Here is a 14,592-nt window from a genome sequence, read left to right on the forward strand (position 1 = left end):
TTTGACATTGGTCAAGTGGGGCGCACGATGGCCTGCGACCGGGTGTCGCAGGAAGAATCTCTGTAGAGCCGAGCCCATGCTCGGCTCACGGGGCAAACGGGATTGCCAGCAGCCGGGCGCGGGCTCGGCTCTACAGGAGAGACACAGGCAGCAGGCGGGCGCACGTCATGTGTACTGAGCTCATGACGCCTTGTCACAAAGAAATCGCCATGGCTTCACGGTTGGTTGATCGCATGCAGGGCTATTGTCGTCCTGAGCCTCTCGCTGACGTCCCCCACGTCCTGCGTCGACTTCCCTCCCAGCATCAGCGCCCGTCCGGGCGCCGCTGGCGTCTGTCTGCCTGAAGCATCCGAGATCATCCCCATGGCCCGCGCCGCCCAGTCCGCTTCACCCGTTGCGATCTCTCCGGTCACGCCCGTGCCGATCGGCACCCGCCGTGGCCACTCGCAACCACTGCAGCTGCCGGAACTGGTACAGCGTGTGTTGTTCGTCGCGACCGAGATGGCCGACTTCATCAAGGCCGGAGGCTTGGGCGACGTGGCCGCAGCCCTGCCGCGTGCGGTGCGCGGCGCCTGTGATTCGCGCGTGCTGCTGCCCGGCTACCCGGAAGTACTGCAGCGCCTGCCACAGTTGCAGCGGGTGGGGCAGGTCAGCGCGCGGGCCGGCTTGCCGGCGTGCACGATCGGCATGGCGGTGCAGGCAGACGGTCTTCCGATCTATGTGCTGCTGTCGCCTGAGCTGTACGAGCGTGAAGGATCGCCCTACGTCGACGGGCAGGGCCAGGAGTGGAAGGACAACGCGGTTCGCTTCGCCACGCTCTCACACGCGGCCGCGGAGATCGCGGCCGGGCGTGCCGGGCTGGACTGGTCGCCGCAGCTGCTGCACCTGAACGACTGGCCCGTGGCCATGGCGGCCGCCTACGTGCGTTGGGACCGGACCACCGTGCCGACCCTGCTGACCATCCACAACCTGGCGTACCAGGGGCTGTTTCCGTACGCGCTTGCAGCTGTGCTGGGCGTACCGGCCGAACACCTGGATGAACTGCACTTCCACGGGCAGATGTCGTTCCTGCAAGGCGGGATCACCAACGCCACGCGCCTGAACACGGTCAGCCTGCGCTACGCGCAGCAGATCACCGCCCCGGATGACGGCTGCGGGCTGCATGATCTGTTGGCGCGTCGCGCGGCCGGCGGGCACCTGAGTGGCATCGTCAACGGCATCGACGCCAGCTGGGACCCGCGTCGCGATATCCATCTCAAGGCCCACTTCGGCATTGGTGAGTGGACCGGGCGCGCCACCAATGCGCATGCGGTGCGCAAGGCATTCGGCCTGGCGCCCTCCGCCGGCCCGCTGTTCGCGGTGGTCTCCCGCCTGGTGCACCAGAAAGGCCTGGACATCACCTGCGACGTGGCGCCGCAGATCGTGGCGGCCGGCGGCCAGCTGGTCATCATCGGCGGTGGCGAGCCGCAGGTGGAAGCGCAGGTGCAGGCGCTGGCCCGGCGCTACCCCGGACGGGTGGGCGCATTCATCGGCTTCGAGGAGGCGCTGGCCCGCCAGATGTTTGCCGGCGCCGACTTCCTGCTGATGCCTTCGCGTTTCGAACCCTGTGGGTTGAGCCAGATGTACGCGCAGCGCTTCGGCTGCCTGCCCATCGCGCACGCGACCGGCGGGCTGGTCGATACCGTCGAGGATGGCGTAACCGGATTCCTGTTCCACGGCGCCAATGCCGACGGCCTGCGCCGCTGCGTGGAACGGGCGATGCGCACCTTCCGCCTGCCCGGCCTGCTGCAGGCCATGCGCCGCGCGGCCATGCTGCGGCCGGGCGGTTGGGATGCGGCGGGGCGTGCCTACCTGGCGTTGTACCAGCAGACCTGCCAGGTGGCCGCATGAGTCACGACAGCCTGCATCTGGCCGCCCTGGAGGATGAGACGATCCCGGAGACGGGATTGGATCAGCGCGTCGCGCCGGCGCTGGAGGACCTCGTCCATGCGCGACCGGCCGATGCGTTTGCCTGGCTCGGGCCGCACCAACAGCCCGATGGCCAGCGCCAGCTGCGCGTTCTGGTGCCCCACGCGCGTCGCGTGGAGGTGATTGCGGGCCCGGAGCGGCGCTGGGACCTGCAACCGGGCCCCTTGCCTGGCCTGTTCGAAGGTGCAGCAGGTGAAGCGCCCGTGCCGCTGCTCGCCCTGCATTTCGAGCAGGGTGTGGAACAGATACACGATGCCTATTCCTTCGGTCCGCTGCTGGATGAGGCGCTGCTGGAGCGTTTCCATGCCGGTGATGCTGAGGCAGCGCGGCAGTTGGGCGCGCTGCCGATGCAGCTGCAGGGCATCGACGGGGTGCGCTTCGCGGTATGGGCCCCCAATGCGCGACGGGTTGCCGTGGTTGGCGATTTCAATGGTTGGGATGGCCGACGCCATCCGATGCGTCTGCGGCATACCGCTGGCGTCTGGGAGTTGTTCCTGCCTGGCGTGCAGCCGGGCGCCCGTTACAAGTTCCGCATTGTCGGCGCTGATGGCCAGGTGATGCCCGACAAGTTCGATCCGATGGCGCGCTGGGCCGAGCTGCCTCCCGCGACTGCTTCGCGGGTGCCTTCTGCGGGGCGGATGGAGTGGCACGATGACGCATGGATGGCGGCCCGTCCCCACGCCGGAACCCGCGCGCCACTGTCGATCTACGAGGTGCATGCGGGCTCCTGGCAGCGCAGCGACGAGGGCGCGCCGCTGGACTGGGATGCCCTGGCCGACCGGTTGATTCCGTACGTGGCCGGGCTTGGCTTCACCCACATCGAGCTGCTGCCGGTGAGCGAGCATCCCTTCGGCGGTTCCTGGGGCTACCAGCCGCTGGGGATCTACGCGCCGACGGCGCGCCACGGCACGCCGCAGGCCTTCGCGCGCTTCGTGGACCGCTGCCATCAGGCCGGCATCGGCGTGATCGTGGACTGGGTGAGCGCGCACTTCCCCAACGATGCCCATGGCCTGGCCGGGTTTGATGGGACCGCGCTGTACGAGCACGCCGACCCGCGCGAAGGCGTGCACGCCGACTGGGACACGCTGATCTACAACTATGGCCGCAACGAAGTGGCTGCCTACCTGATCGGCAGTGCGCTGGAATGGGTGGAGCGCTTCCATATCGACGGTCTGCGCGTGGACGCAGTAGCGTCGATGCTGTACCGGGATTACAGCCGTGCCGAGGGGGAGTGGATACCCAACGAGCAGGGCGGACGCGAGAACCTGCAGGCGGTCGCGTTCCTGCGGCGGATGAACCAGACGCTGCGCGAGCGCTTTCCGGACGTGCTGGTGATCGCCGAGGAATCCACCGCATGGCCAGGGGTGACCGCGCCGGTGGAGCAGGGCGGACTTGGTTTCACCCACAAATGGAACATGGGCTGGATGCACGACACCCTGCAGTACCTGGGGCGCGATCCGGTTCATCGCCAGCATCATCATAGTGAGATCAGCTTCGGCCTGGTCTACGCCTTCTCCGAACGGTTCGTGCTTCCGCTTTCGCATGACGAGGTGGTGCACGGCAAGGGGGCGCTGCTGGCCAAGATGGCGGGCGAGCCGGCGCAGCGGCCGGCCCAGCTCCGCGCGTACTACGGTTTCATGTGGGCGCACCCGGGCAGCAAACTGCTGTTCATGGGCGGCGAGTTCGGCCAGGGACAGGAGTGGTCGCACGATGCGGCACTGGACTGGGTACGGGCGGCCAGCAGTGAGGGCCAGGGCCTGTCACGCCTGGTGGGCGACCTCAATGCCGTGCTGCGTTCCGAACCTGCGTTGCATCGCGACGAACGCGACGAACGCGGTTTCGACTGGAGCGTGGCCGACGACAGCCGCAACAGCGTCTACGCCTTCATCCGCCGGGATCCTGCCGGTAGCGGCCGCACCCTTCTGGTGGTGAGCAACTTCACTCCGGTGCGTCGCGACGGCTACCGGGTCGGCGTGCCGCAACCGGGGTGTTGGACCGAACGGCTCAACACCGACAGCGCGTATTACGGTGGCGGCAATGCGGGAAACCTCGGTGCAGTGCATACCGAGTCGAGGCCGATGCACGGCCACGCCCAGTCGCTGCGGCTGACCCTGCCGCCGCTGTCCACGCTGTACCTGCAGGTTGATGCATGACCACAGTGGCCCCGCGCCTGGGCGCTTGGCCGGTGGCCGGTGACGGGGTGGAGTTCCGCGTGTGGGCACCGGACGCAAGGACGATGGCGCTGTGCCTGCGCGGCACGCAACAGCCGATGCAACGTGACCCGGACGGCTGCCACTGGCTGCGGACACCGGCATCGCATGGCGACCGCTACCGTTTTCGCCTTCCTTCCGGTCAGGACGTGCCCGACCCGGCCTCGCGCTGGCAGCCGGACGGCATCGACGGAGACAGCGCGGTGGTGCTGGACACGGCCATGGCGCAACCCGCTTGGCGCGGGCATGCCTGGCAGGATCTGGTGATCTATGAAGCACACATCGAGGCCGGCGGCGGCTTCGCGGCGTTGACCGCGCAGCTGCCGATGCTGGCCGCGCTGGGCATCACCGCCATTGAACTGATGCCGGTCGCGCAGTTTCCCGGCCAGCGCAACTGGGGCTACGACGGCGTGTTCCCGTATGCGCCGGCCCATGCCTATGGCGGGCCGGCAGCGCTGAGGGCCTTCATCGAAGCGGCGCACGATGCAGGGCTCTCGGTGCTGCTGGATGTGGTCTACAACCACTTCGGACCACAGGGCAACCACCTGCGCGACTACGCGCGCGGGTTCTTCCGTGACGACCGCAGCACGCCGTGGGGCGAGGCCATCGACTTCCGCCAGCCCTGGGTGCGGCGCTTTTTCATCGACAACGCGCTGATGTGGTTGCGCGACTACGGCTTCGATGGCCTGCGCCTGGACGCGGTGCACGCCATTGACGATGACGGTTTCCTCCAGCAGCTGGCCGATGAGGTACGTGCGGTGGCCCCGCACGCGCACCTGGTGCTGGAGAACGAGCGCAACCAGGCGCGGTGGCTGCGCGGCGCCTACCAGGGGCAGTGGAACGATGACTTCCACAATGCGCTGCACGTGATGCTGACCGGCGAGCAGGAGGGCTATTACGCGGCCTATGCCGGTCGCGCCGAAGCACTGCTGGCGCGCTGCCTGGCCGAAGGATTCGCCTGGCAGGGTGAACCGGACCTGCGCGGCGATCCCCGCGGCGAACCCAGCGCCGACCTGTCTCCCGCGTGTTTTGTGGCATTCGCGCAGAACCACGACCAGGTAGGCAACCGTGCTTTCGGCGAGCGCTTGTCGATGCTGGTGGATCCGGCGCGGCTGCGTGCGGCGCTGGCGTTGACCCTGCTGACGCCGATGATCCCGCTGCTGTTCATGGGCGAACCGTGGCAGGCGCAATCGCCGTTCCTGTTCTTCACCGACTACGCGCCGCCGCTGGACGAGGCGGTGCGCGAAGGGCGTCGCCGCGAGTTCGCTGGTTTCAGCGCCTTTGCCGACGCCGCCGCGCGCGCGCGTATTCCCGACCCGAACGACCCGGCCACCCTGCAGGCGTCCTACACGTCGCCGCCCGGCGATGATTCCTGGTCGCAGGACTGGCTGCGCTGCACGAGCGGGTTTCTGGCACTGCGCAGGCGCTATCTGCAGCCCGGGTTGCTGCAGGCGCGGTCGTTGGGTGCGCGCGTGCTGGGCGAAGGCGCGGTGCAGGCGGGCTGGCAGCTGCCGTCGGGCCAGTGGTGGATCGCGGTCAATGTCGGCCCGTCGCCGGTGGTGCATGCGATGCCGGCCGGGGAGCACGTTGTGGGGCCGGACGCTGCCACGTTGCTGCCCGCAGGCGGCGGCGTGCTTGCCTGTTGGGTCGCCGCATGAGTACCGATGCGGCGGTTCTGGAGGCGGCACGGCGCGCGGGCCTGCTGGTTCGCTGGACCGACGTGGCCGGTGTCGAGCGCGAGGTCGCACCGGACGTGCTGCGCGCGGTGCTGGAGGGGCTGCAGGGCGATGCAGCGCCCGAGCACGGTGGCCTGCGCACGGCCTGCTGTGGACAGCTGCTGGCGATGCCGGACGCAGCCGGCGCAGCGTGCTGGGTGGATGAGCATGGCGCAGTGCTGCCGGCACGCGCCGATGCGCAAGGGCGCTGGCGCGTGCCGGACCAGCCGGGTTACTGGCAGTGGCGCCGGGGCGACCGGCAACAGGCGGTTGCGGTGGCGCCACAACGTGCCTGGTGGCCGCAGGGCACGCTGCGCGGCTGGGGCCTGTCGGCGCAGGTCTACAGCCTTCGCGCCTCTTGCGACGCTGGCATCGGTGACAGCGCCGGCTGTGCACGATGGAGCGAACTGCTGCACCGTCACGGCGGCGATGCAGTGGCGTTGAGCCCGCTGCATGCCGGCTTGCCACCTGGGCCAGGCTACAGCCCCTATTCGCCCAGCGACCGGCACTGGCTCGATCCACTGCAGGTGTCCCTGCCGCAGGTACTGCCGGAGGCAGCCGACGCCGTGCTGGCTGAAGACCAAGCACTGGCGACGGCAGTTGCAGCCGCCACCGCAGCGCGCCGCATCGACTGGCCGCACTCGGCGGCGTTGAAGTGGCGCTGGCTGCGCCAGGTGCACCAGTGGCTGCGGCAGCAGGCGCCGGCACAGTGCGAACAGATGCAGACGTGGCGCGATGCGCAAGGCGAACCCCTGCTGCGCTATTGCCAGCACGCCGCCGACCGGTTCACTGGAAGCGCCGACGACCATGCGTTTGCGCAATGGTTGGCGCGGCAGGGCTGGGCGCAGGTGCAGGCGGGATTGCGCAACGACGGCGCGTCGATCGGGCTGATCGCGGATCTGGCGGTGGGTTGCGCACCGCAGGGCGTCGAGGCGCGGACCGGCGGCGACCAACTGCTGCAGGGTCTTGAACTGGGCGCGCCGCCGGATGCGTTCAATCCGCTGGGCCAGGCCTGGGGTATCACCAGCTGGTCACCCTTCGCCCTGCAGCGCGAGGGCTTTGAGCCGTTCATCCGCGTGCTGCGCGCTGTGATGGCCGGCCGTGGCGGGCTGCGCATCGACCATATCCTTGGCCTGCAGCGCCTGTGGGTGCTTCCCCGCGGGGCGGGCGCCGGGCAGGGCGTTTACCTGCGCTATCCGTTCGATGATCTGATCAACCTGCTGGTGCTGGAATCGTGGCGGCATCGCTGCGTGCTGATTGGTGAAGACCTGGGCGTGGTGCCGCCGGGCGTTCGCCAGCGGCTGGCAGCCCGCGGCATCCTGGGCATCGAGGTGCTGCCGTTCGCCCGCAACGGTGAGCGCTTCCTGCCGGCGCCACGGTGGCGCCGCGATGCGGTGGCCATGCCCTCCACCCATGATCTGCCACCGCTGTCCGGCTGGCTGCACGGGCGCGACCTGCGCTGGCGTGCCCGCCTGGGTGAGCTGAGCGGGCTTCCGTCGGCGCTGCACGCGCGCTCCAGAGAGGTCCAGGCGCTGTCCGCAGTCGCCCGGGGCGAGGGGGCCACGCTTGAAGCGCGTGCGCTGTCGCTGGTCGCGCACGCATCGTCACGGCTGGCGCTGCTCCCGCTGGAAGACGCCCTGGGCAGTCGCGCGCAGGTGAACCTGCCGGGCACCGTCAACGGCCATCCGAACTGGCGCCGGCGGCTACCGCTAGCGTGGGACCAGGACGCGGTTGACGCACGTATTGCCCGCTTCAGCGCCACGCGGCGGAGGGAGCGGCGATGACTCCATTGCGTGCCACCGTACGCCTGCAATTGCATGCAGGCTTCGACCTCGAGGCCGCCGCGACGAAGCTGCCGTACTACGCCGCGCTGGGCGTCAGCCACCTTTACCTGTCGCCGATCACCGCTGCGCTGCCCGGGTCTACGCATGGCTACGATGGCATCGACCCGGCCCGCATCAATCCGGAACTGGGCGGCGAAGAAGCCTTCCGGCAACTGGCCACAGCGACGCGCGCGCACGGCATGGGCCTGATCCTCGACATCGTACCCAACCATCTGGCGGCGTCCCCGCACAGCCATTGGTGGAACGATGTGCTGATGCACGGGCGTCGAAGCCCGCACGCAGAATGGTTTGACATCGACTGGGAGGCGCCGGGCTGCGAGGGCCGGCTCTGGCTGCCTGCACTGGACCGGCCGTTGCACGACGCGGTGCGCGATGGCGTAGTGCGCGTGGTGGTGGACAACGCGCGTCCCGTGCTGCGCCACCACGGGCTGGCGTTGCCCTTGTCGCCGCGCAGCCATCCACTGGACCCCGCGCAGTGGCCGGCGTGGGCCGAGCGCTGCAACCGCAGCGTTGAACGGCTGCATACGCTGCTGCAGCGGCAGCACTACCGGCTGGCCTGGTGGCGCACGGCGGGCGATCAGGTGAACTACCGGCGCTTTTTCGATATCAATGAACTGGCCGCGCTGCGGGTGGAGCGTGACGACGTGTTCGAGGCGGTGCATGCGCTGCCGCTGCGGTTGGTACGCGAGGGACGGGTGGACGGCCTGCGTATCGATCATGTGGATGGCCTGTCCTCCCCGGGCGCCTACCTGCGGCGCCTTCGTGAATCGCTCGACGCAGCCTGTGCGGCCGGCGGTCGTGATCCGCAGGCGGTGAGCCTGCATGTGGAGAAGATACTGGCCGAGGGCGAGCAGCTGCCCGACAGCTGGGCCTGCGACGGTACCACCGGCTATGACTTCATGGACCAGACCGGTGCCTGGTTGCACGATCCGGCGGCTGCCCCCGCGCTCTCGCGCACGTGGCAGGCGCTGGGCGGTGACTCGCGCAGCTTTGACTGGATTCAGCAGGACGCTCGCGGCATGATGTTGCGCCAGGGCCTTCACGCAGACTTCCAGCGGCTGCTGCGCAGTGCGCAGCAGGTCCTGCAGCCCCGGCTGGCCGAGGCCGATATCGGAGTGGCTGCGCTGGCACGCGCATTGGCTTCATTGCTGCGGCATTACCGCACCTACCGGCCCTATTCGCTGCAGTGGACGGGTGAACGAAAGGCGCTGGTGGACGCTGCAGCTGCTGCGCGCGAGGCGCTGGACGGTGCGGCACGCGCCGCGCTGGATCTGCTGCTGCAGGCACTTCCCGGCCAGGCGCCGGCTGAAACCGAGCTGCGTGTACGGTTCGGGCAGCTGGCCGCGCCGTTGAATGCCAAGTCGGTGGAAGACACAGGCTTCTATCGTTACTTCAGGCTGCTGTCGCGCAACGAAGTCGGCAGTGATCCGCAGCGGCTGGGCATGGAAGGGCGCGAGCTGCTGGAACATGCAGCCGGGCGCCTGCGGCGCCATCCCAGGGCGCTGCTTGCGCTGGCCACCCACGATCACAAGCGCGGGGCCGACAGCCGGGCACGGCTGGCGGTTCTCAGTACCTGCACGGTCGAGTGGCGGGACGCGGTGCGGCGCTGGAGCCGGATGGCGACCCACGCCGGCGCGCCGATGCCGTTGCCGGGTGCCGAGACCTATGCGCTATGGCAGGCGCTCGTCGCCGCGTGGCCGATGCACGGTACCCCCGGCGCCGACTTCGCATCGAGGATGGTGCAATGGCTGACCAAGGCATTGCGCGAGGGTAAACGGGTCAGCAGCTGGTCCGATCCCAACGTGGCCGTGGAGGAGGCCGCCGCGCAGTGGCTGCACGCGCTGCTGGATGGAGCGCCATTGCAGCCGGTGCGGGAGGCGCTGGCGACGTTCGTGGCGCGCATCGCGCCGGCGGGCGCCTGCAACGGCCTGGCACAGCTGTGCCTGCAGCACTGCCTGCCCGGCGTGCCCGACCTCTACCAGGGCGGCGAAGGCTGGGACCTGAGCCTGGTGGACCCGGACAACCGGTACGCGGTGGACTATCCGGCGCGGCACGCGTGGCTGCGTGATGCGCGCGGGTGGCCCGCGCTGCTGGATGACTGGCGGGACGGTGGGATCAAGGCATTCCTGCTCCGGCAGTTGCTCGATTGCCGCCGCAGGCACCCGCATCTTTTCCTGCACGGCGCGCTGCAGCCGCTGTCCGCGCCTGCGCGCTCGCCGTGGCTGGCGTTCACGCGCAGGCATCAGGCGCAGGTGCTGCTGGTGGTCGTACGGCGAAGTTCGCCCACCACCATGCCGGGGCCCAGCCTGCACATTCCGCGCGACGTCGGCAGCGGCGTGACGCTGCGTGGGCTGCCGGCAGGCCCCATGCGCAATGTCCTGGACGGGCGCATCGAACATTTCAACGCAACCGCGGACGTGGCCGGGCTTCTGGCTGGCAGCCCGTTGGCGATATGGATCAACGAGGAGACAGGTAGGGATGGACAGCAGGGAACGACGGCAGCGGATTGAGGCACTTGCCCACCAGATCTGGGAGGCAGAAGGGCGCCCGGACGACCAGCAGCAACGGCACTGGCACATGGCCGAGCGGCTGGTGGAAGCCGAGATTGCCGCCGCGCGCGGGGAGGAGGGCACTGATGGCGAGCCGTAAGTGGACGCAGACCTCGCGGGTGCGCGAAGGCCGGCCGTTCCCGCTGGGGGCGACCTGGGACGGATTGGGTGTGAACTTCGCGCTGTACTCGCGGCACGCCACGCGGGTGGAACTCTGCCTGTTCGATGGACGCAACCGCGAAGTGGAACGCATCGCGCTGCCCGAGTACACCAACGAGATCTGGCATGGTTACCTGCCGGACGTGCGGCCCGGGCAGCGTTACGGCTACCGGGTGCACGGCCCGTATGCGCCGGAAGAGGGCCATCGCTTCAATCCCAACAAGCTGCTGCTGGACCCCTACGCCAAGCAGATCGTCGGCGAACTGAAGTGGGCCCCCCACCTGTTCGGCTACACCCTGGGTCACCGCGATGGCGATCTCAGTTTCGACCGCCGCGACAGCGCCAGCTACATGCCGCGCTGCGCCGTGATCGACCCGGCCTTCAGCTGGGGTGTCGAGCGTGCACCTGCCACGCCCTGGGACCGGACCGTGATCTACGAAGCGCATGTGCGCGGGCTGACCATGCAGCATCCCGATGTCCCGCAGGCCGAGCGTGGCACCTTCTCTGCCCTGCGCCATGACGCAGTGGTCGACCACCTCAGCCATCTGGGCGTGACCGCCATCGAACTGCTACCCGTGCACGCATACGTCGATGACCAGCAGCTGCTCGAGCGCGGGCTGCGCAATTACTGGGGGTACAACACCATCGGCTTCTTCGCGCCGCAGCCTCGCTACCTGTCGCTGGGCATCGTGGCCGAGTTCAAGCAGATGGTCGCGCGGTTGCACAATGCCGGCATCGAAGTGATCCTGGACGTGGTCTACAACCACACCGCCGAAGGCAATGAGCTGGGCCCTACGCTGTCGTTCAAGGGCATCGACAACGCCAGCTACTACCGCCTGGCCGATGATCGCCGCTACTACATCAACGATACCGGCACCGGAAACACGTTCGACCTGACCAATGCCGGTGCACTGCGCATGGTGATGGACTCGCTGCGCTACTGGGTGACCGAGATGCGGGTGGACGGCTTCCGCTTCGACCTGGCGACCATTCTCGGCCGTGAACGGCATGGCTTCGATGCCTCGGGCAGCTTCCTCGACGCGGTGCGCCAGGACCCGATCCTGAGCCAGGTGAAGCTGATCGCCGAGCCCTGGGACATCGGCCCGGGCGGCTACCAGCTGGGCCAGTTCCCGCCGGGCTGGGCCGAATGGAATGACCGTTTCCGAGATACGGTGCGCGCGCTGTGGCGCGGCGATGGCGGCCAGCTGCCGGAATTCGCTACCCGCTTCACCGGCTCGGCCGACCTGTTCGAGCACCACGGCCGGCGGCCGTCGGCCAGCATCAATCTGGTAACGGCACACGATGGGTTCACGCTGCATGATCTGGTGAGCTACAACGACCGCCACAACGAAGCCAACGGCGAAGACAACCGTGATGGCCATTCGCACAACCTTTCCAGCAACCATGGCGTGGAGGGTGAGACCGATGATCCGGCGATCCTCTCCGTACGTGCGCGGCAGATGCGCAACCTGCTGGCCACGCTGCTGCTGGCGCAGGGCACCCCCATGCTGCTGGCCGGCGATGAGTTCGGCCATTCGCAGCGGGGCAACAACAACGCCTACTGCCAGGACAATCCGCTGAGCTGGATCGACTGGGAGCGCGCAGCATTGCCGGCTGCACAGGCGCAGGTGGCGTTCGTGCGGCGGGCGCTGTCACTGCGCCGGCGCTACGGCCTGCTGCGCCGGAACCGGTTCCTGCGCGGCGAATACGATGAGGCGCTGGGCCTGCGCGATATCGACTGGCGGCATCCAGATGGTCGCGGCATGGAGGAAGCGGACTGGCATGACGCAGGGCTGCGTGCGCTACTGATCGTACTGGACGGTCGCAGTCCGGACAGTGGCCTGCGCGAGCCCGGGCGGCATGTCAGCCTGGCCCTGCTGTTGAACGCCGGGGAGCAGCCGCAGCGGTTCTGTGTGTCAGACGACGCCCTGTCGTTCCGGCGCGTACTCCTGCAGACCGACGAAACGCCGTTGGGGCCGGATGAGGAAGGCGCCTGGACGCTGCCGCCGCGCAGCCTGTGCCTGCTGGCGGCAAGCAGCAGCGCCTGATTGCACTGCGGCGCCACTACAGTGCGCCTGGCGTTGCCCGGCGTACCGGTAGCTACCCCATCAGATAGCGCAGCACACCCGCCGAGACCACGCCGATCAGCACCGTCGGCAGCATCGACAGCCGTGTGGCGGCCAGCAAGGTGATCGCCAGTGCGGCCAGGTCGGCCGGCTTGTCGGCGACGAAGTCCGGGGCGATCACCGAGATCAGCACGCAGCCCGGCGCGGCTTCCATCACCGTCACTGCGCGTTTGCTCAGTGTGCGGTTGCGCAGCGCGAGGAAGCCGACGATGCGGGTCAGGTAAGTGGCGGCGGCCATCAGCACGATGGTCAGCACCGAGGTCCAGTGGATCAGTCCATTGAAGATCATGCCGCGTCCTCCGCCAGCAGCCAGGCGGCCGCCAGGCCGGCCAGTGCGCCGCTGGCCACGTACCACGCGCCCGGGATCAGCAGGTAGGTGGCGGCGGCTACGATCAGGCTGACCAGCCACGGCCGTGCTGCCTTCATGCCCTGCCACATGCCGCGCAGCAGCACCAGGAACACGGCGGGGAAGGCCATGTCGAAGCCATAGGCGTGGATGTCGCCCAGCATCGGCCCGACGATCGCGCCCAGCGCGGTGCAGGCCACCCAGACTGTGTACAGGCCTGCCGAGACGCCCAGGTAATAGGCCAGGCTGAAGCCGAGTGCGCGTCGGCGCGCATCGGCCACGCCCATCGCCCAGCTTTCGTCGCACATGAAGAACAGCGCCGGCAGCACCCGGCGGCGCGGCAGATGCTGCAGCAGCGGGGCCAGGCTGGCGCCCATCAGCAGGTGGCGGCTGTTGACCAGCGCGGTGATCGCCACGATCAGTGCGATATGCGGCGGCGAGGTCCACAGTTCGACGGCGGCGAACTCCGAGCCGCCAGCGAAGTTGAGGCCGGTCATCAGCGGCACTTCGAGTGCGCTCAGGCCCTTCTGGGCGGCCTGGGCGCCGAGCACCAGGGCGAAGGGAATGAAGCCGATCATCACCGGCACGGCGGCACGCAGGCCGCGCAGGAATTCGGCACGCGGGGCGGTATCGCAGGTGTCGGGCAGGGGGAGGGTGGTACGGGCGTCCATCGAACGGCACAACAAGGTGGGGGTGGCCCATGCTAGCGGTCCAATCGCGAAATCGGGTTGCGTTGATGCCACTGGATTCCGGATGATTGATATTTCATGCGGCCAGAAGTGACAAGGGCGAAATTCCATGCAGTACCAGCTCGACAACCTCGATCGGCGCATTCTCGACGCCCTGCAGCGCGACGGCCGCCTGCAGAACCTGGAGCTGGCTCGCCTGGTCGGGCTGTCGCCGTCGGCCTGCCTGCGCCGGGTGCGGTTGCTGGAGGAGGGCGGCTACATCGATCGCTATGTGGCCTTGTTGAACGAGGCCAAGGTGGGCCGCGGCTTCACGGTGTTCGTGCGGGTGTGGCTGCGCGGGCAGGACGAGGACACCACCAACCACTTCATCAACAGCATCAAGTCTTTCCCGGAAGTGCTTGAATGCCATCTGATGGCGGGCGACTGCGATTTCCTGCTGCGGGTGGCGGTGGCGGACCTTGATGCCTACCGGCAGTTCCAGATGCAGCACCTGAACCGGATTGCCGGGGTGCAGAACACCAAGACCGAGATTCCGATGCAGCGGATCAAGCAGACGACCCAGCTGCCGCTTTGAGGGATGGGTGGTTGCGGCCGGGTTGCACCCGGCACCCGCGGGTAGTGCCGGCCGCTGGCCGGCAACCTCAGGCGCAACAGCAACAGCAACAGCAACAGCAACAGCAACAGCAACAGCGATTCTCCGTGGGGCGGCGGGGCGGCATGGCCAGGCAGGACACGCCGTAAACCCGTCCATGGGGGCTCGATGGCGCCATCCATGGCGCCAACGGTCCTGCAAGCCCACACCGCCCCACCTCTGACAGATTTTCGCGATTGGGTAGATTCACGCCATGCGTGGATGAACGTCCATTGAAATCGAACATTTCGATATCTGTGAGATTTGAGCCGAGCATGGCTCGGCTCTACACAGGGCGCCGGCAGCTCGCGAGAATCTGTCGAAGGCGGGGTGGGTCCGGTTGCGGGGGCGTGAG

General features: G+C 68.4%; 10 protein-coding genes. 8 read left to right on the top strand and 2 right to left on the bottom strand.

Translation table 11 applies throughout. The annotated features are described in order from the left end of the window. Positions 1–363 precede the first annotated feature (363 nt). The 7 genes from glgA to glgX are packed head-to-tail and all read left to right on the top strand — an operon-like array spanning position 364 to position 12,493. On the top strand, positions 364–1,890 hold the full coding sequence (glgA, locus tag ARC63_RS15235) for a glycogen synthase GlgA (RefSeq protein WP_082587881.1): 1,527 nt from the start codon (positions 364–366) through the stop codon (positions 1,888–1,890). Beyond that, on the top strand, positions 1,887–4,121 hold the full coding sequence (locus ARC63_RS15240; protein ID WP_057503715.1) for a 1,4-alpha-glucan branching enzyme: 2,235 nt from the start codon (positions 1,887–1,889) through the stop codon (positions 4,119–4,121). The genes glgA and ARC63_RS15240 overlap by 4 nt, the downstream gene beginning before the upstream one ends. Then, a complete protein-coding gene (gene treZ / locus ARC63_RS15245) occupies positions 4,118–5,836 on the top strand; it encodes a malto-oligosyltrehalose trehalohydrolase (RefSeq protein ID WP_057503716.1) in 1,719 nt (572 codons plus the stop codon). Before ARC63_RS15240 ends, treZ begins: the two co-directional genes overlap by 4 nt. Then, positions 5,833–7,677, top strand: a complete 1,845-nt coding sequence (locus ARC63_RS15250) for a 4-alpha-glucanotransferase (RefSeq protein WP_057503717.1) — start codon at positions 5,833–5,835, stop codon at positions 7,675–7,677. Before treZ ends, ARC63_RS15250 begins: the two co-directional genes overlap by 4 nt. Further along, on the top strand, positions 7,674–10,247 hold the full coding sequence (gene treY / locus ARC63_RS15255) for a malto-oligosyltrehalose synthase (protein WP_057503718.1): 2,574 nt from the start codon (positions 7,674–7,676) through the stop codon (positions 10,245–10,247). The genes ARC63_RS15250 and treY overlap by 4 nt, the downstream gene beginning before the upstream one ends. After that, positions 10,216–10,386: a DUF2934 domain-containing protein gene (locus ARC63_RS22890; RefSeq protein ID WP_080352942.1), complete on the top strand. Its 171-nt coding sequence runs from the start codon at positions 10,216–10,218 to the stop codon at positions 10,384–10,386. Before treY ends, ARC63_RS22890 begins: the two co-directional genes overlap by 32 nt. Next, on the top strand, positions 10,373–12,493 hold the full coding sequence (gene glgX, locus ARC63_RS15260; RefSeq protein ID WP_057503719.1) for a glycogen debranching protein GlgX: 2,121 nt from the start codon (positions 10,373–10,375) through the stop codon (positions 12,491–12,493). The genes ARC63_RS22890 and glgX overlap by 14 nt, the downstream gene beginning before the upstream one ends. A 52-nt stretch (positions 12,494–12,545) precedes the next feature. Here the strand turns inward: glgX and ARC63_RS15265 are convergent, their stop codons facing one another. Then, the gene (locus ARC63_RS15265) at positions 12,546–12,860 is read right to left on the bottom strand and encodes an AzlD family protein (RefSeq protein WP_005409898.1); all 315 of its coding nucleotides are present in this window, start codon (positions 12,858–12,860) and stop codon (positions 12,546–12,548) included. Next, entirely contained in the window at positions 12,857–13,588 is a 732-nt protein-coding gene (locus ARC63_RS15270) for an AzlC family ABC transporter permease (protein WP_057503720.1), read from the bottom strand. The genes ARC63_RS15265 and ARC63_RS15270 overlap by 4 nt, the downstream gene beginning before the upstream one ends. 127 nt (positions 13,589–13,715) lie before the next feature. Between ARC63_RS15270 and ARC63_RS15275 the strand changes: the two genes are divergently transcribed. Next, entirely contained in the window at positions 13,716–14,180 is a 465-nt protein-coding gene (locus ARC63_RS15275) for an Lrp/AsnC family transcriptional regulator (protein WP_005413654.1), read from the top strand. Positions 14,181–14,592 lie beyond the last annotated feature (412 nt).

This window comes from Stenotrophomonas geniculata ATCC 19374 = JCM 13324, from assembly GCF_001431625.1.
Taxonomy (GTDB): domain Bacteria; phylum Pseudomonadota; class Gammaproteobacteria; order Xanthomonadales; family Xanthomonadaceae; genus Stenotrophomonas; species Stenotrophomonas geniculata.